Annotated in this window: 16 protein-coding genes and 2 riboswitches; of the genes, 9 read left to right on the forward strand and 7 right to left on the reverse strand. The window is 59.8% G+C overall.

The annotated features are described in order from the left end of the window. Positions 1-102: 102 nt before the first annotated feature. From gcvH to Q0O19_RS05800, 4 genes are all read left to right on the forward strand, one after another. Positions 103-468: a glycine cleavage system protein GcvH gene (gcvH, locus tag Q0O19_RS05785; RefSeq protein WP_295520875.1), complete on the forward strand. Its 366-nt coding sequence runs from the start codon at positions 103-105 to the stop codon at positions 466-468. Between the two features lie 20 nt (positions 469-488). Continuing rightward, positions 489-3,395, forward strand: coding sequence for an aminomethyl-transferring glycine dehydrogenase (gene gcvP / locus Q0O19_RS05790; RefSeq protein WP_295520877.1), 2,907 nt, complete (start codon positions 489-491; stop codon positions 3,393-3,395). A 36-nt stretch (positions 3,396-3,431) separates the two neighbouring features. Continuing rightward, positions 3,432-3,525: riboswitch (glycine riboswitch) on the forward strand. A gap of 10 nt (positions 3,526-3,535) precedes the next feature. Next, a riboswitch (glycine riboswitch) is annotated at positions 3,536-3,640 on the forward strand. A gap of 62 nt (positions 3,641-3,702) precedes the next feature. After that, positions 3,703-4,962: a D-amino acid dehydrogenase gene (locus Q0O19_RS05795; RefSeq protein ID WP_295520878.1), complete on the forward strand. Its 1,260-nt coding sequence runs from the start codon at positions 3,703-3,705 to the stop codon at positions 4,960-4,962. Between the two features lie 2 nt (positions 4,963-4,964). Then, positions 4,965-5,447, forward strand: coding sequence for a GNAT family N-acetyltransferase (locus tag Q0O19_RS05800; RefSeq protein WP_295520880.1), 483 nt, complete (start codon positions 4,965-4,967; stop codon positions 5,445-5,447). Here Q0O19_RS05800 and Q0O19_RS05805 read toward each other — a convergent pair. Then, positions 5,428-6,597, reverse strand: a complete 1,170-nt coding sequence (locus tag Q0O19_RS05805; protein ID WP_295520882.1) for a hypothetical protein — start codon at positions 6,595-6,597, stop codon at positions 5,428-5,430. The two genes, Q0O19_RS05800 and Q0O19_RS05805, sit on opposite strands and share 20 nt — an antisense overlap. A gap of 116 nt (positions 6,598-6,713) precedes the next feature. Here Q0O19_RS05805 and Q0O19_RS05810 point away from each other — a divergent pair, with 116 nt between their 5' ends. From Q0O19_RS05810 to phnE (Q0O19_RS05830), 5 genes are all read left to right on the forward strand, one after another. Continuing rightward, positions 6,714-8,645, forward strand: a complete 1,932-nt coding sequence (locus Q0O19_RS05810; RefSeq protein ID WP_295520883.1) for a radical SAM protein — start codon at positions 6,714-6,716, stop codon at positions 8,643-8,645. A gap of 172 nt (positions 8,646-8,817) precedes the next feature. Further along, positions 8,818-9,606 carry a phosphonate ABC transporter ATP-binding protein gene (gene phnC / locus Q0O19_RS05815; RefSeq protein ID WP_295520884.1) on the forward strand — a complete coding sequence of 263 codons (789 nt, stop codon included), beginning with the start codon at positions 8,818-8,820 and terminating at the stop codon, positions 9,604-9,606. Between the two features lie 62 nt (positions 9,607-9,668). Next, positions 9,669-10,559: a phosphonate ABC transporter substrate-binding protein gene (gene phnD, locus Q0O19_RS05820; protein ID WP_295520885.1), complete on the forward strand. Its 891-nt coding sequence runs from the start codon at positions 9,669-9,671 to the stop codon at positions 10,557-10,559. A gap of 23 nt (positions 10,560-10,582) precedes the next feature. Beyond that, complete coding sequence (gene phnE, locus Q0O19_RS05825) at positions 10,583-11,455, forward strand: phosphonate ABC transporter, permease protein PhnE (protein WP_295520887.1); 873 nt, start codon at positions 10,583-10,585, stop codon at positions 11,453-11,455. Next, a complete protein-coding gene (phnE, locus tag Q0O19_RS05830; RefSeq protein WP_295520888.1) occupies positions 11,452-12,285 on the forward strand; it encodes a phosphonate ABC transporter, permease protein PhnE in 834 nt (277 codons plus the stop codon). The genes phnE (Q0O19_RS05825) and phnE (Q0O19_RS05830) overlap by 4 nt, the downstream gene beginning before the upstream one ends. A gap of 100 nt (positions 12,286-12,385) precedes the next feature. Here phnE (Q0O19_RS05830) and Q0O19_RS05835 read toward each other — a convergent pair whose 3' ends face one another. Genes Q0O19_RS05835 through Q0O19_RS05860 form a run of 6 tightly spaced genes read right to left on the reverse strand, consistent with a single transcriptional unit; the run spans position 12,386 to position 16,042 of the window. After that, positions 12,386-12,916, reverse strand: coding sequence for a protein-tyrosine phosphatase family protein (locus tag Q0O19_RS05835; protein ID WP_295520890.1), 531 nt, complete (start codon positions 12,914-12,916; stop codon positions 12,386-12,388). 54 nt (positions 12,917-12,970) lie between these two features. Further along, complete coding sequence (locus tag Q0O19_RS05840; protein WP_295520929.1) at positions 12,971-13,666, reverse strand: SDR family NAD(P)-dependent oxidoreductase; 696 nt, start codon at positions 13,664-13,666, stop codon at positions 12,971-12,973. Further along, positions 13,666-14,412, reverse strand: coding sequence for a formylglycine-generating enzyme family protein (locus Q0O19_RS05845; RefSeq protein WP_295520893.1), 747 nt, complete (start codon positions 14,410-14,412; stop codon positions 13,666-13,668). The genes Q0O19_RS05840 and Q0O19_RS05845 overlap by 1 nt, the downstream gene beginning before the upstream one ends. Positions 14,413-14,420: 8 nt before the next feature. Beyond that, entirely contained in the window at positions 14,421-14,801 is a 381-nt protein-coding gene (locus tag Q0O19_RS05850; RefSeq protein WP_295520895.1) for a thiol-disulfide oxidoreductase DCC family protein, read from the reverse strand. Further along, positions 14,798-15,376: a histidine phosphatase family protein gene (locus Q0O19_RS05855; RefSeq protein WP_295520896.1), complete on the reverse strand. Its 579-nt coding sequence runs from the start codon at positions 15,374-15,376 to the stop codon at positions 14,798-14,800. Before Q0O19_RS05855 ends, Q0O19_RS05850 begins: the two co-directional genes overlap by 4 nt. Positions 15,377-15,388: 12 nt before the next feature. Next, positions 15,389-16,042, reverse strand: coding sequence for a DsbA family oxidoreductase (locus Q0O19_RS05860; protein WP_295520898.1), 654 nt, complete (start codon positions 16,040-16,042; stop codon positions 15,389-15,391). Positions 16,043-16,109 lie beyond the last annotated feature (67 nt).

Here is a 16,109-nt window from a genome sequence, read left to right on the forward strand (position 1 = left end):
TTCAAGCCAAACAATTGGGATCTGACCCCGATTGATGAAGCCAAACAATTGGGATCTGACCCCGATTGATGCCCCCCGATTCATCACACAAGGAGCCCCCTCATGATCAAGTACACCGAAGACCACGAATGGTTGCAAATTGACGGCGACACCGCTGTCGTGGGCATCACCCACCACGCGCAGGATGCGCTGGGCGATGTGGTGTTTGTCGACCTGCCCGAAGTGGGCAAAACCTTTGCCGCCAAAGAAGCCGCAGGCGTGGTCGAGTCGGTCAAGGCCGCGGCCGACGTCTACATGCCCGTGGACGGCGAGATCACCGAAGTCAACGAAGAATTGCGTAGCGACCCGTCGCTGGCCAACACCGACCCGCTGGGCAAAGGCTGGTTCTTCAAGGTCAAGCTGTCCAACCCAGCGCAAACCGATGCCCTGCTGGACGAGACCGCTTACAAAGCCTTTTCTGCAGCTTGAACGATTAACCGGAGCCACACATGCTGATGTCCACCCTCAAGCCCTTGGCCGAGCTCGAAAACCCGTCAGAATTCATTGCCCGCCACATCGGCATCAGCGGTGCAGACGAACAGCACATGCTGGGCGTGATCGGTGAGGCATCACGCCGGTCCTTGATCGAGTCCATCGTGCCGCGCAGCATCGCCCGCGCCCAAGACATGGTCTTGCCCGCACCGATCACCGAAGCGGCCGCTTTGGCCGAACTCAAGGCCCTGGCGCAAAAGAACCGCTTGCTCAAAAGCCACATCGGCCAAGGCTATTACGGCACGCACACGCCTGGCGTGATCTTGCGCAACGTCCTGGAAAACCCCGCTTGGTACACCGCCTACACGCCTTACCAAGCTGAGATCAGCCAAGGCCGGATGGAGGCACTGGTGAACTTCCAGACCATGGTGACCGACCTGACCGCCATGGACATTGCCAACGCCTCCATGCTGGACGAAGCCACAGCGGCCGCCGAGGCCATGACCTTGGCGATGCGCATGGTCAAAAGCAAGAGCAAAGTCTTTGTCGTATCACGCGCCTGCCACCCGCAAACCATCGAGGTGATCCAGACGCGCGCCAAACCGCTGGGCATTGAGGTGCTGGTGCCGCAGAGTGCCGACGCCTTCACTGCGGCGCTGAACGCCGAGCACTTTGCCGCGCTGGTGCAGTACCCCTGCAGCACCGGGCTGGTGGAAGACCTCAGCGGCTATGCAGCGCAGAGCCACTCGCATTTGGCCGCATTCATCGTGGCCGCTGACCTGCTGGCGCTCACGCTGCTCAAGCCTCCGGGCGAGATGGGCGCCGACATCGTGGTGGGCACCACGCAGCGTTTTGGCATGCCCATGGGCGCGGGTGGTCCGCACGCCGCCTACATGGCCTGCCGCGATGAATACAAGCGTTCCTTGCCAGGCCGCCTGGTGGGTGTGAGCGTGGACGTGCACGGCAAACCCGCCTACCGCTTGGCCCTGCAGACTCGCGAACAACACATTCGCCGCGAAAAGGCCACCAGCAACATTTGCACCGCGCAGGTTCTCCCCGCCGTGGTGGCCAGCATGTACGCCGTGCACCACGGCCCCGAGGGCTTGAAGCGCATTGCGCGCCGCGTGGCGACCTGTACCGCGATCTTCGCGCAAGGCCTGCAAAGCCTGGGGTACAAGCTGCGCAAAGAAACTGCTTTTGACACCGTATGGATCGCCATCGGCGAGTCCTCGGCCTCGCTCATCCAACGCGCCCTGCACGCGGGCATCAACTTGCGCAAGGCTTGCGACAAGAGCGTTTCGATCTCGCTGGACGAAACCACCACCCGCGAGGACATCACTGCCCTTTGGCAGGTGTTCGCCAGTGAATCGGCCAACCCAGATCAGGCACTGCCGAGCTTCGAGTCGTTCGAGAAAGGCATCCAGCCCCTGATTCCTGAATCGCTGCGCCGCACCAGCGCTTTCCTGACGCACCCTGTTTTCAACCGCTACCACAGTGAGACCGGCATGCTGCGATACATCCGCCAGCTGTCCGACAAAGACCTGGCGCTGGACCGCAGCATGATCCCGCTGGGCAGCTGCACCATGAAGCTCAACGCCACCAGCGAGATGATCCCCATCACCTGGCCAGAATTTGCGGGCGTGCACCCCTTTGCCCCTGCCGACCAACTGGCGGGCTACCAACTGCTGGACCAGCAACTGCGCGACTGGCTGTGCCAGGCCACCGGCTACAAAGGCATCAGCTTGCAGCCCAACGCCGGCTCTCAAGGCGAGTACGCAGGCCTCTTGGTCATTCAGGCCTACCACCAGGCCCAAGGCCAAGGCCACCGCAACATCTGCCTGATCCCGTCCAGCGCGCACGGCACCAACCCGGCCAGCGCCCAAATGGTGGGCATGACCGTGGTGGTGACCAAATGCGACGAAAACGGCAACGTGGACATGGCCGACCTGCAAGCCAAGTGCGAACAGCACAGCACCAACCTGGCCGCAGTGATGATCACCTACCCCAGCACACACGGGGTTTTTGAGACGCAGGTCAAAGCCTTGTGCGAGCTGGTGCATCAACACGGCGGACGCGTGTACGTGGACGGCGCCAACATGAATGCCTTGGTGGGTGTGGCTGCGCCCGGCGAGTTTGGCGGTGACGTGAGCCATCTGAACCTGCACAAGACCTTTTGTATTCCGCACGGCGGTGGCGGCCCCGGTGTGGGTCCGGTGTGTGTGGTGGCAGACCTGGTGCCTTACCTGCCGGGCCATGCCACGGGCGGTTTGCCCGTGAACGGCGTGGGCGCTGTCAGTGCCGCGCCTTTGGGCAACGCTGCAGTCTTGCCCATCAGCTGGATGTACTGCCGCATGATGGGCGCCGAGGGCCTGAAACACGCCACCGAGGCGGCGATTTTGGCGGCCAACTACATCAGCAAGCGCCTTAGCGCACACTACCCCACGCTGTACGCCAGTGAGAACGGTCGCGTCGCCCACGAGTGCATTCTGGATTTGCGTGGCCTGAAGGACAGCAGCGGCGTGATGGCCGAAGACGTGGCCAAGCGGTTGATGGACTACGGCTTTCATGCGCCCACACTCAGTTTTCCGGTGGCCAACACCTTGATGGTGGAGCCCACCGAGAGCGAAACCCTTCAAGAGCTGGACCGCTTCATCGACGCCATGATCGCCATCCGCGAAGAAATCAAACAGGTCGAGAATGGCATCTGGCCGCAAGACAACAACCCGCTGAAACATGCACCACACACCGCAGACAGCCTGCTGGGCAGCGAATGGCATCGACCCTACAGCCGCGAGGTCGGTGCAGCCCAAGCCCAGCGTGTACCCGGCAGCGTGAAGTACTGGCCGCAAGTGGGTCGGGTCGACAACGTGTACGGTGACCGCAATTTGTTTTGCAGCTGCATTCCGCTGAGCGACTACGCCTGATCCACCCACAAAGGAAGACCCACGCCTCAAAATCAAATACCCGCATCGGGAGAGACTGTCCGCCAAAGCAGACAGCGCCGAAGGAGCAACCACCCCGGAAACTCTCAGGCCAAAGGACCGATGCAGGTCGACACAACCGTGTCAAAAACTCTGAAGAGCGCCCCGGGTTCGTCATCCGGGACCACCGCAGGAGCAAGCCGAAAACCGTTCGGTGAATCTCTCAGGTTTCAAACAGAGGGGGTCATGCCATGCACATCCGGTGCGCAGCATGCCCACTTGTTTGAGACGTTGAAACGAGAGAAGCTTCATGAAAAAGCACATGGTTGTCATCGGCGGCGGCATCACGGGCGTCACCTCCGCGTATGCCTTGGTTCAACAGGGTTTTGAAGTCACCCTGATCGAGAAAAACCGTTATCCCGGCATGGAAACGTCTTATGCCAACGGCGGTCAGCTGTCGGCATCTAACGCCGAAGTCTGGACCCACCCCTCCACCATCATCAAGGGGCTGAAGTGGATGTTCAAAAATGACGCCCCACTGCTCATGAACCCCACCCCCACCTGGCACAAGCTCAGCTGGATGGCCGAATTTGTGGCGGCCATCCCCAAATACAAAGACAACACCATCGCCACCACCCGGTTGGCCATTGAATCGCGCGAGCACCACTTTGCCTGGGCCAAGGCCGAGGGGATCGAATTCGACCACAACCGCGAAGGCATTCTGCATTTTTACCGCGACAAAAAAGGCTTTGACCATGCCGGTCAAGTCTCCAAACTGTTGGCCCAGGGCGGCTTGCCGCGTCGTGCGGTGACGCCCGAAGAAATCAAGGCCATTGAGCCCACACTGCACGGCGATTACTACTGTGGCTACTTCACCGAGAGCGACTCGACAGGCGATATCCACAAGTTCACTTACGGCCTGGCCAAAGCTTGTGAGCGCTTGGGCGTCAAGATCCTCAACGAACACGAGGTCTTGAGCGTGGCCGCCAACGGCCAAAGCGCTTTTGTGCAGGTCAAGCATGCCGGTGATACCGACTCGCTGACCTTTGACGGTATCGTGATTTGTGCGGGCGTGCATGGCCGCCACCTGGCCGCGCAGTTGGGTGACCGTCTGAACATCTACCCCGTCAAGGGCTACTCGATCACTGTGAACCTTCCCAACGGTGCCAGCCAGGCTGCAGCGCCGCAAGTCAGCCTGCTCGACGACGAAACCAAGCTGGTCACCAGCCGCTTGGGCGATGACCGCTTCCGCGTCGCGGGCACCGCCGAATTCAACGGTATCAACCTGGACATCCGCGCCGACCGCATCCAGCCCCTGATCCAGTGGGTCAACCAGTGCTTCCCTGACATCGACACCCGAAAGGTGGTGCCTTGGGCGGGCCTGCGACCCATGATGCCGAACATGCTGCCTCGGGTGGGGGCGGGCAAAAAGACCAATGTGTTCTACAACACCGGCCACGGCCACCTGGGCTGGACTTTGTCGGCCATCACGGCGCACCAATTGGCAGGCCATGTGATGGTCGGCATGAAGGACAATGTGCGTTCCTTCATGACCCCTGCTACGGCCTGACGATGAGCCTTCAAATCTTGCCGGTTGACTACCAAAACCCCACCCACCGCAACGCACTGGTGATGTTGCTGGACGCCTATGCCCAAGACCCCATGGGCGGCGGGGAAGCCCTGACGCAAGATGTGAAAGCGCGCTTGTGTGATGACCTGGCCACACGCACTGACGCGGCCAGCTTCATCGCCTGGCTTGGCGATGCGCCGGTGGGCTTGGTCAACTGCATCGAGGGCTATTCGACCTTCAAGGCACAGCCCTTGATGAATATCCACGACATCGCCGTGCTGCCGGGCCAACGGGGTGCGGGCGTCGGTCAGGCTTTGCTGGCGGCTGCCGAGCGTCACGCCAAGGATCGCGGCTGCTGCAAGCTGACGCTGGAGGTGCTGACGGGCAATGCCCGCGCCCTCAAAAGTTACTTGGGCTTTGGCTTTGAAGCCTACACCCTGGACCCGGCAGCGGGCCAAGCCAGCTTCATGCAGAAGTGGCTTTAGCCAACTGCCATTGTTCTTTTAGCCAACGCTTGAGTTCAGCATCGTTCTGGATGCGGCGCAAATCGGCGGCCAGACTGTCGGCGCTGTGGCGCTGATCGGCCTGGATGCGCTGCAGTGACTCGCTCAGGGCGGCTTCGTCAACATCGGCACGCACCGGCACACACAGCTCCCGGCTCAAGCGGCTTTCCAACTGGTCCAGATCGTCTTCGAGCGCGGCCACCTGCTCCTTGAGCAACAAGGACATGGCGATCAGCTTGTCGTCAGTCATGCGCGCCGTGCCGGATGTGTTTTTCGGGTTGAGCTGCGTCACCAGCATTTGCAAGCGCAACAAAGTGGTCAGGTCGTTTTTTTCATAGGCGGCATTGACCTCGCTCATCAGCGCGGTTTTGCGCAGGCGCTCTTGTTCGTCGGGTTCACGGTCCGGGTGCAAGGCGCTGGCCAATTGCCGAAAAATCGTGCGGATGGCGCTTTTGGCGTCCAGCTCGCGCATCAGGGCGACGGGCACCACCCCTTTTTCGGCCGCAACGGTTTTCTTTTGCGCTTGTTTTTGGGCTTTTCGGGCCGTGCGTTTGGCGTTCTTTTTGGCCTCGTTGGCCTCTTGCTGTTGTTGCCACTGCCGCATACCGGCTGCCATCATCTCTTCAGGCGTCTGGTACTGATTGGGTTTGTTGAGTGGCTGGCCCAGCGCTTCCTCGATGCGTTCACGCAGCCGTTTTGAAGCTTCAGCCTGCTCATACGCCATCTCCTGTGTGTCTTCTTCGCTCACGTACAAGTCAGCCATGGCTTGAATTTGGGGATCGGCTGTGGCCGACAGTTGATCAATCAAGCCGCGCACAAGGCCCCGAGCCATGCGTTGCTGCCGGGCTGTGAAATCGGCCGTTTGTAAGCGCTCGTGCACAAACATCATGAGGCCCTTGCGGTGAACCTGCGCTTGTTGCACCGACTCACGCAACGCCTGGATGTGCGCATAGCGGTGACGGTCTGACCAATTCTCTAAGCGATGGATCTGGCCCGACAGTCGCTCAATGTGGGCCAACAGTTCATTGAAACGTTGCTGGGCAGGGGAGAGCTTGGCTTGTGAAGCGGCTTGCACCATCAAGGCAGTCAAGGAAGGTGCAGCGTCTGACGGCGCTTCGGGCAAAGAGGACATCTTAGAAATCTATCGGGCAGGCACTGAGAGGACTGCCGAATGTTAACGTGCTCTGCCAAGTGCGGGCAGGGGTTGTGCCCGTTGATAATCATGCACCGACTCGAAAACATCCCAGCATGACCCGCCCCGCCCCGTTCAAAGTTTTGAGCCTCATCCCGCCGATGACGCAGCTCAACACCCCCTACCCCTCTACGGCATACCTCACGGGTTTTTTGCGTTCGCGGGGGGTGGATGCGGTGCAAGAAGACCTGGCGCTGGCCACGGTTCTGGCCTTGCTGAACAAAAAAGGCCTGACCGAGCTGCGTGACGCAGCACTGGCCCTTCCCGTCGAAGAGCGCTCGGGCCCGGTGAATTTCTTCCTCGACCATTTCCACGATTACGCTGTCACTGTTAACCCGGTGATCGCCTTTTTGCAAGGCCGCGACAGCACCCTGAGCCACCGGATCGCAGGCCGGGGCTTTCTGCCCGAAGGCCCGCGCTTTGCAGCCCTTGATGCATATGACGACGATGGCACAGGCGACCCGATTGGCTGGGCTTTTGGGGCACTGGGCCAAACCGACCGGGCCCGGCACCTGGCCACGCTGTACCTGAACGACCTGGCCGATGTGCTGCGCGATGCGGTGGATGAAGGTTTTGAATTCGTGCGTTACTCCGAGCGCCTGGCCGCCAGCCAGCCCAGCTTTGACCCGCTGGCTGAAGCGCTGGCCCAGCCCCCCAATCTGATTGACACCACGCTAGAGAGCTTGGCGCTGCAAGCGATTGAGCGCCACCAGCCCACCCTGGTGCTGCTGTCCGTGCCCTTCCCTGGCTCGGTGTACGCGGCTTTTCGCATCGCCCAGTGCATCAAACGTGCGCACCCCAACATCCGCATGGGTCTGGGGGGCGGCTTTGTGAACACCGAACTGCGCGAACTGAAAGACGCACGGGTCTTTGACCATGTGGATTTCGTCACGCTCGACGGCGGTGAACGCCCGCTGCTCAGCCTGATCGAGCACCTGCAAGGCCAGCGCAGCGGGCAGCGCCTGCAACGCACCTTCATTCGCAACGGTGCAGGCTTGGTGCAATACATCAACTTGGCTGAGCCCGACATCCCGTTTGAAGAGGTCGGCACCGCCACCTGGGATGGTCTGCCACTGCACCAGTACCTGTCTCTTTTGGACATGCTCAACCCCATGAACCGGCTGTGGAGCGACGGGCGTTGGAACAAGCTCACCGTGGCGCACGGCTGCTACTGGAAAAAGTGCAGCTTTTGCGACGTGAGCCTGGACTACATCAGCCGCTACGAAACCGCGCAAGCCAGCACGCTGGTGGACCGCATCGAGCAAATCGTGGCCGAAACGGGCCAAACGGGCTTTCACTTGGTGGACGAAGCCGCGCCTCCCAAGGCGCTCAAGGCCCTGGCCGAAGAGCTGCTGCGCCGGGGCGTGCAAATCTCTTGGTGGGGGAACATCCGGTTTGAAAAAACCTTCACCCTCGAGCTGTGCGAGCTGCTGGCCCAAAGCGGCTGCATCGCCATGTCGGGCGGGCTCGAAGTGGCGTCCGACCGCTTGCTCAGCCTCATGAAAAAAGGCGTCTCGGTCGAGCAGGTCGCGCAGGTCACCAAAGGCTTTGCCGACGCCGGGGTGATGGTGCACGCCTACCTGATGTACGGCTTTCCGACGCAGACCGTGCAAGACACGGTAGACGCGCTCGAATACGTGCGCCAGTTGTTTGAAAACGGCTGCATCCACAGCGGCTTTTTTCACCGATTTGTCTGCACCGTGCATTCACCCGTGGGTCTGAACCCCGAGGCCTATGGCGTGACGCTGCTGCCGCTGCCCGAAGGCACCTTTGCCAAAAACGATGTGGGCTTTGTCGACCCCACCCCCATGCCCCCGGGGGTAGACCACGACCTGCTGGGCCAAGGCCTGAAGAAAGCCATCTACAACTTCATGCACGGGGTGGGCGTGGAGAACGATGTGCGCCAGTGGTTCGAGTTGCCCAAGGGCCAATGCCCCAAAACCACAGTGCCTCGCCAAAAAATTGCGCAATCTTTAGGCCTTCGATAGCCCTTGGGCCGCGGTGCGTTTTGAGCGTTCGCGCCCGGCAAAGCAATGGTGCCAAGCCTTGCTGCGCTGCGCCGGGTGCATTCGTCAAAATCATGACAACCAATCAATTTCATGAATTTGACACAAAAAGAAAACATGATTCGACTTTTAGCACCAACCTAAAGTACGGGCAATGTTACAGATCGACAACTTGGTCAAGCGGTACGGGAACCAAAATGCGGTCAATGGCATCAGCCTTTCGGTGCCCGCGGGCAGTTTTGTTGGCGTGATTGGTCGCTCCGGTGCGGGCAAGTCCACCTTGTTGCGCATGATCAACCGCCTGGAGGACCCCACCTCCGGCAGCATCAAGATGGATTTGACTTCTGTATCAGATTTGACTGGGGCGCCTTTGCGCGAATGGCGTCGTCAATGCGCCATGGTCTTCCAGCAGTTCAACCTGGTGGGTCGCCTGGACGTGCTGACGAATGTCTTGATGGGCCGCCTCACCACAGTCCCCACATGGAGATCATTGCTGCAACTGTGGTCCGACGAAGACAAAGTCCGTGCCTTGGCTGCGCTCGAGCGTTTTGACATGGCCGAGTTTGCCGCCAAGCGCTGCGATCAGCTCTCGGGCGGCCAACAGCAACGCGTGGCCATTTGCCGGGCCCTGATCCAAGAACCCAAAATCATACTGGCCGATGAACCGATCGCCTCTCTTGACCCGCGAAACACCAAAGCGGTGATGGACGCCCTCAAAACCATCAACCAAGACTACGGCATCACCGTGCTGTGCAATCTGCACTCTTTGGACATTGCCCGTGAATATTGCGACCGTTTGGTGGGCTTGACCGCAGGCGAAGTGGTGTTTGACGGCGCCCCCGCCCAGCTGACCGAGCCTTTTGTGCGCCAACTCTATGGCGTAGAGGCCTCTCAAGTGAGCGACACCGACATGGCCAGCGTCGAGATGCTTGTCCACGCCTGAGCTTTCCCCCGATTTTTTCTCCCCACGCCATTTTTGGCATTTTTTTATCCGAAGGACTTCCCATGTTGAACCGTCGCAACCTGATAGCCATTGCTGCTGCCGTGCTCGCCACGGGCGCACAAGCCCAAACCGCCGCCCCCAAAGAGCTGGTGTTCGCCGTTGTCCCCGCTGAAAACGCCTCCATGGTGGCCGACCGTTACAAAGACTTTTTGGATTACCTGTCCAAAGAAACAGGCGTGAAAGTCACCTTGCGCGTGGCCGCTGACTATGCCGCCGTGATCGAAGGCCAACGTGCTGGTCAGATCCACATTGGTTACTACGGTCCGACCGCTTACGCCCGTGCTCGCATGACCGGTGCAAACATCACCCCCTTTGTCACCGAAACAGCCAAAGGTGGCGTGCGCGGTTACTACGCAGTGGTGTATGTGAAAGCCGACTCGGCATACAACAAGATCGAAGACCTGAAGGGCAAAAACTTCGGTTTGGTCGACCCCAACTCCACATCTGGCAACGTGGTGCCACGTTTCGCCTTGGACAAAATGGGCATCAACCCCGACAACTATTTCGGCAAAGTGGTTTACACCGGCAGCCATGTGAATGCCGTGATGGCCCTGAACCAGGGCACTGTGGACGCCGCCGCGAACTGGTGGAACAACGAAGAAGACTCTGAACTCATGCGCATGGTCACCAAGGGCATGGTCAAGAAAAACGATTTCCGCATGATCTTCAAGTCCGACTTGATCCCGGCTTCGCCAGTGGCTTACCTGGACAGCTTGCCAGCCGATCTGAAAGTCAAAATCGAACAAGCCTTCTTGCAAGCCCATGTGAAAAACAAGCCTGCTTTTGACAAGCTGTCTGACGGCAAAAACGAACCCTTTGTCAAAGTGACCCACGCTGCGTTTGAGCCTGTGGTGGCCATGAACAAGTTTGTGGACAACCTGCGCAAGAAGTAATTCCTGCCATCCCAACACTCACCATGGTCAATCAACCTGAACACAAGGCCTTGTTGCAGGCCTACGAACTGGCGACCCATTGGCGTCGCCAGCAATTCGGGATGGGTATGGCCATGGTTTTTTTGCTGGCCATGCTGGCCGCGTGGATGGCCGAAGTGGACCTGGCGAAGTTTTACGACAACATCGGCAACTTCACCAGCTACATCGGCCGGATCTTTTATTTGGAATCTGGGCAAGCGGTGATACGCGACCCCTTTGAATGGTTTTGGGGTCTGAACAAGTGGATGGCGCTGCTGGGCGAGACCTTGATGATGGCCTACGTCGGCACGCTCTTGGGCGCAGTGGGCGCCGTGCTGTTTTGCTTCATGGCCAGCAAAAACATCACGCGCTCAACGGCCTTGGTTTTTGCCACACGCCGCTTCATGGAGTTTTGCAGAACCGTTCCGGAGTTGGTGTTCGCATTGATTTTTGTGGTGGCTTTTGGCTTGGGGCCCATGGCCGGCGTTTTAGCGATCGCCATCCACACCATGGGTGCTTTGGGCAAATTGTTCGCCGAAGTGGTCGAAAACATCGACATGAAACCCGTCCACGGTGTGGTGGCCACGGGTGCCAACTGGGTGCAAAAAATCCGCTTCGCGGTGCTGCCCCAGGTTTTGTCCAACTTTACCAGTTACGCCTTGCTGCGCTTTGAGATCAACGTGCGGGGAGCCGCTGTGTTAGGTTTTGTAGGCGCAGGCGGCATTGGCGAGACCCTGATCTCGGCCATTCGTAAGTTTTATTACGCAGATGTCAGTGCGCTTTTGATTTTGATCATCCTCACCGTGGTGGTGATCGACAGCTTGACTGAAAAACTGCGCCACCAATTGATCGGCTCGGGCCCCGAAAGCAAAGCATGACCACGGACGCCCACATCGCCAAATACCCCCAGCATTTCCGCACGGTGACCCGTCGCCGCGTGATCACCATCACGCTGCTGCTGACGATGCTGGCCTTGTTGATTTTGAGTTTTTATCGCTTGGATTTCAGCCTGGCGCGGATCTTCAGCGGTGTCTCGAAACTGTTCGACGTCACCCGCCTGATGTTCCCACCGGACCCCGGTTGGGGCCCGACTTTGCTGCGTTACCTGCACGCCATGGGCGAGACAGTGGCGATTGCGTTTTTGGGTACATTGGTTGCGGCGATATTGGCTTTTCCACTGGCCTCATTGGCGGCCCGCAACACCAGAATCAACCTCGTGATGCACTTTTTGGCGCGCAGAACCTTTGACACTTTGCGCGGCGTGGACACGCTGATCTGGGCTTTGATCTGGATCAACGTGGTGGGTTTGGGACCATTTGCCGGCGTGCTGGCCATCATTTGCTCAGACTTGGGCGCATTTGGCAAGTTGTTCTCTGAAGCCATTGAAGCCGCTGATCGAAAACCGGTGGAAGGCATTGCCTCCACAGGCGGCAGCCGCATTCAGCAGATTCGGTTTGGCATCGTCCCGCAAGTCTTGCCTGTTTTCTTGAGCCAAGTCTTGTACTACTTTGAATCCAACACCCGCAGTGCCACCATCATCGGCATTGTGGGCGCTGGCGGCATCGGACTCATTTTGTCAGAGCAAATTCGCACGCTGGAGTTCCAGCAAGTTTCATTTGTCATTTTGATGATTTTGGCGACCGTCTCGGTCATCGACTGGCTGTGCTCAAAACTGCGTTTTCAGGTGATTGGTCAGCCCCTTCAATGATGGGCAAGCACCATGGGTCAACGAGGCGGTGTCAATACAAGACTGCTGGGTTGACACCGCCTGCAGCGCTTCCAACTGCGTCAAAAGAGCGCTTTGAGGTCTACAAGGGCAGCTCAAAGGCGTAAACGTAAGACTCTTGCTTGAGCGTTTCAATCGCGCCGGGGCGGTGCCTGCGGACATGCTTCACGGCCTCGTCAGAGGTCCAACCCCAAGCCTTGAAAAGGGTGGCGACCAAGGTGCCGGATCTGCCCTTGCCGTGCGCGCAATGCACCAAAATCGGGCCCGTCTGCAAAGTTTGGGTCAGTTCAGGAATCAAGCGACACCATTGGGCTGTAACCGCCAAACTGGGAACACCAAAGTCCACCACAGGCAGTTGGTGCCAAGTGATGCCGTGCAATCCCAAATGGTGCGACAGGGTTTTCGCACCCAAGCGTTCGAGTTCAGCGGTTTCGAGCAAACTCACCACGGTGCGAATGCCCTGCCGCTTCAAATGCTCAACGTCTGCGACCAAAATATCTTCGGGTGCAGCGGCGGCATCACCCCTTCCTGGACAGGAAGACATGGCGATCTGGCCGTGCCAAGGCGTGGGCACGAAATCCATGTCGAGCGATGAAAGGTTTTTGCTGTTCACTTGGCCTTTGTAGCGAATGCGAGCGACGCCCAGATGACATGACGCCGACTCTTTTTACCAGGGAATTGGCTGCCCTTGGTGGTCCACGAACTGCGCCCGCCCGTTGGGCTGCAAGCCGTTCAAGACAGACAGCAAGCGCTGCGCCGCGTCGTCCGGACGCAGGGCATCATGGCCCAAAAACGGCTGGCTCAAGGCCGATTGCACCGTGCCCGGCTGCAAAGCGGCGACCACGGCCAACGGCCTGCGCCGCGCGATTTCGATGGCCCCCGTTTGCAGCAGCATGTTGAGCGCGGCCTTGGCGGCGCGGTAGCCGTACCAACCACCCTTGCGGTTGTCTTCGATGCTGCCCACACGCGCCGACAATTTGCCCCAGATGACACGCTCACCCGATGCCAACAAGGGCGAGAAGTGTTTGAGCAGCAAGGACGGCCCCACAGCGTTCAGGTGCAAGGCATGCAGCACATGCGCCGCATCCAATTCTTCCAGGCGTTTTTCAGGGCCGCGGCCGTTCAAAGTGAGCGCCCCGGTGGCGTCGAGCACCAAATGGAACGGCCCCTGCGCGGTCAGCGTGTGCGCGCATGCCGCCATGCTGGACTCGTCCAGCAAATCAAAGCCGGGCGAACTTTGACGCGACACGCCGCACACTGCAGCGCAGCGCGGGTCACTTTGCAAGGCTCGCACGAAGGCTTGTCCGATGGCGCCACTGGCGCCGAACACCAAAGCACGGTAGCCCTCAGACAAGGACTGCATCATGAGGGTGTCTTGCTCGGGTCGGTGCCTTTGGGCGAGAGGTCATAAGCGCAGCGAAAGCCGAGGTAGACCACATAAACGTCAGCGGCTTTGAAGGCCTGCACATCGGCCTTCATGTTGTAAGCGCCGTACCACCACGAACCCCCCACGGTGCGCCGCTGGCCGCTCTGCTCATCGGTGGTCCACTCCCACACATTGGCGCCCATGTCGTACAGGCCATTCACGCCTTGGCGCGTGGCACCCGCAGGTGCTGCGCGGGGCCAAGGGTCTGGATCGCTGGTGTTCGCGCCTTGCGGGCTGTCACCCGTGCTCCAGGGATAAGTCTTGCCTTTCACCCAAGGCGCTGGGGGGTTATCGCGCAACTCGGTGAAGCCCGCCTTTTGCCATTCCGCGCCTGTAGGCAAGCGGCCCCCTGCCCAGCGGCAGTAAGCCTGCGCCTCGGTAAAGTCCAGGTGCACAGCAGGCAAATCAGTACTTGCCGAAACGCCGTCGGGCTTGCGCCAAGACCAGCCAGGACGGCGGACCCATCCGCCCACATACTCAAAACCGCCACCCTCTTTTTCAGCGCGGGTCACCGTGCCCGTAGCGCGCACGTAGCGCTCAAACTGGCCGATGGTCACTTCGGTGCGGTCAATGGCCCAAGCACCCAACGGCACCTTGTCGCCCACTTGCGCTTGGGCGCAGGCCATGAAAGCCCAAGCGCCTGCAAAAACACCGGCACGCAGGCCCTTCTTGAATCGTCGCATCCACATGTTCACACAGCCCCCTTGTCAGACCAGCGCCGCACCCACTTTTGCAATGAAGGGCGAAACACCAAAAACAAACGATAAACGCCTTCGGACAACCACGACATCGGGGGCCAGGCGGTGAACCAACCCAGCCAACGCCAGCCCGAAAACGCCCGCCACATTCGGGAAAACGCCGCCGCGCCACTGTACAAACGCCCCTGGCTGTCACGGACATGAAAACGCGCCATGGCCGCAGAGCAGCTGAGTTCGCCCAGATCCTGCCCAGCGCTCACATCCACCCAAGCCATGTGGGCGGCCTCGGGCAGGCGACGGTAAATGGCGATCTCAGCCCGGCACAAGGGGCACGAGCCATCGAAGTACATCGTGAGCAGCGGAGAGGTGCTCATACGGCCAATCGTCCACGGGCCAGCAAGCGGCCTTGCCTGTCCACCAAAAAGCCCTCACCCATTTCTGGGTAAGCGCCCGTGAGCGCCGTCATGATGACCTGGTGCGTGACCCATACCTCGCGTTGGCCCTTGGGCATGGCCTGCAAGCGTGCACGCAAGGCTTTTTGCTGCGCATTGGGATCGCCTTGGCCGCCAAACGTCGAGTTCAAAGCGGGCCAGTCTTCATACGCACCAAGGGCAAACCGCGCCGTGTCTTGGCAACGGCACCATTGGCTGCTGAGCACCGCGTCGGGCTTGATTTGCTGGGCCTGCATCCAAGCGCCCATGGCGCGCGAGGCTTGACGACCCGCATCGCTCAAGTTGCGCTGGGTGCTGCATTGCCCCAACACGAACCCGGGCGGATCGCCCAAGCCCGACTCCGTGACAGCGTGGCGAACGATCAACGCGCCTCCTTCACGTCGCCACAGTTGGGCCAATTCGGCGTGGGCCTTGTCTGCGGCAGCTTGGGCAGGCCAAGCCAACAGGGTGCCTGCAGTGGCAACACCCACACTCTGAATCCATTCACGTCGTTGCATGGGAGCTTTCGTTTATTCGCCAGCAGCGATGCGGCGCAAAGCTTGCTCAAAGACGGCGACCGGCTGCCCGCCCGAGATCAGGTGTTGGTCATTGATGATGATGGCGGGTACCGAGCGGATGCCCGCTTGGGCATAAAACTGCTGGCGCTCGCGCACCTCGGCAGCAAAGGCGTCGCTTGCAAGCACTTCGCCAGCGGCGGCGGCGTCCAGTCCAGCGGCTTTGACCGCCGACAACAGCACCTGGGCATCGTCAATGCATTCGGCGCGGCCTTGGTAAGACTGCAAAAAAGCCTTCTTCAACGCATGCTGGGCACCTGCGCCTTGATCGCCAGCCCAATGCAACAAGCGGTGGGCGTTGAAGGTGTTGTACACCCGGCCGCGGCCGCCAGGGTGAAACTCAAAACCCACTTCAGCACCCCGCGCCGAGATGGTTTGGCGAATTTGCGCCTGTTGCTCAGGGGTCGAGCCGTACTTTTCGGTCAAGTGCTCGCCCAAGTCTTGCCCGCCAGGGCCCATGTGCGGGTTCAACTCAAAGGGCTGGAAGTGCAGATCGGCTTGCACCTGACCTTTCAGATGGTCCAACGCCGTTTCCAGGGCGCCCAAGCCCACGGCACACCAGGGGCAGGCGATGTCGGAAACAAAATCGATTTTCAAAGTGGTGGTCATGCATGTCTCACAAAGTCAATGCCAACATCTTGCCGCATTTGCCAAAGGCGTTCAAAACCCAAAAGAC

The sequence above is a fragment of the Limnohabitans sp. Rim8 genome (assembly GCF_945869175.1).
Taxonomy (GTDB): domain Bacteria; phylum Pseudomonadota; class Gammaproteobacteria; order Burkholderiales; family Burkholderiaceae_C; genus Limnohabitans_A.

Bases quoted from the DNA above. Each gene is read 5' to 3' on its own strand.
- Q0O19_RS05810 (WP_295520883.1), top strand. From the start codon at position 6,714: ATGACCCGCCCCGCCCCGTTCAAAGTTTTGAGCCTCATCCCGCCGATG.
- gcvP (WP_295520877.1), top strand. From the start codon at position 489: ATGCTGATGTCCACCCTCAAGCCCTTGGCCGAGCTCGAAAACCCGTCA.
- Q0O19_RS05845 (WP_295520893.1), bottom strand. From the start codon at position 14,412: ATGCGACGATTCAAGAAGGGCCTGCGTGCCGGTGTTTTTGCAGGCGCT.
- phnD (WP_295520885.1), top strand. From the start codon at position 9,669: ATGTTGAACCGTCGCAACCTGATAGCCATTGCTGCTGCCGTGCTCGCC.
- gcvH (WP_295520875.1), top strand. From the start codon at position 103: ATGATCAAGTACACCGAAGACCACGAATGGTTGCAAATTGACGGCGAC.
- Q0O19_RS05805 (WP_295520882.1), bottom strand. From the start codon at position 6,597: ATGTCCTCTTTGCCCGAAGCGCCGTCAGACGCTGCACCTTCCTTGACT.
- Q0O19_RS05850 (WP_295520895.1), bottom strand. From the start codon at position 14,801: ATGAGCACCTCTCCGCTGCTCACGATGTACTTCGATGGCTCGTGCCCC.
- Q0O19_RS05840 (WP_295520929.1), bottom strand. From the start codon at position 13,666: ATGCAGTCCTTGTCTGAGGGCTACCGTGCTTTGGTGTTCGGCGCCAGT.
- phnC (WP_295520884.1), top strand. From the start codon at position 8,818: ATGTTACAGATCGACAACTTGGTCAAGCGGTACGGGAACCAAAATGCG.
- Q0O19_RS05795 (WP_295520878.1), top strand. From the start codon at position 3,703: ATGAAAAAGCACATGGTTGTCATCGGCGGCGGCATCACGGGCGTCACC.
- phnE (WP_295520888.1), top strand. From the start codon at position 11,452: ATGACCACGGACGCCCACATCGCCAAATACCCCCAGCATTTCCGCACG.
- Q0O19_RS05855 (WP_295520896.1), bottom strand. From the start codon at position 15,376: ATGCAACGACGTGAATGGATTCAGAGTGTGGGTGTTGCCACTGCAGGC.
- Q0O19_RS05800 (WP_295520880.1), top strand. From the start codon at position 4,965: ATGAGCCTTCAAATCTTGCCGGTTGACTACCAAAACCCCACCCACCGC.
- Q0O19_RS05860 (WP_295520898.1), bottom strand. From the start codon at position 16,042: ATGACCACCACTTTGAAAATCGATTTTGTTTCCGACATCGCCTGCCCC.
- phnE (WP_295520887.1), top strand. From the start codon at position 10,583: ATGGTCAATCAACCTGAACACAAGGCCTTGTTGCAGGCCTACGAACTG.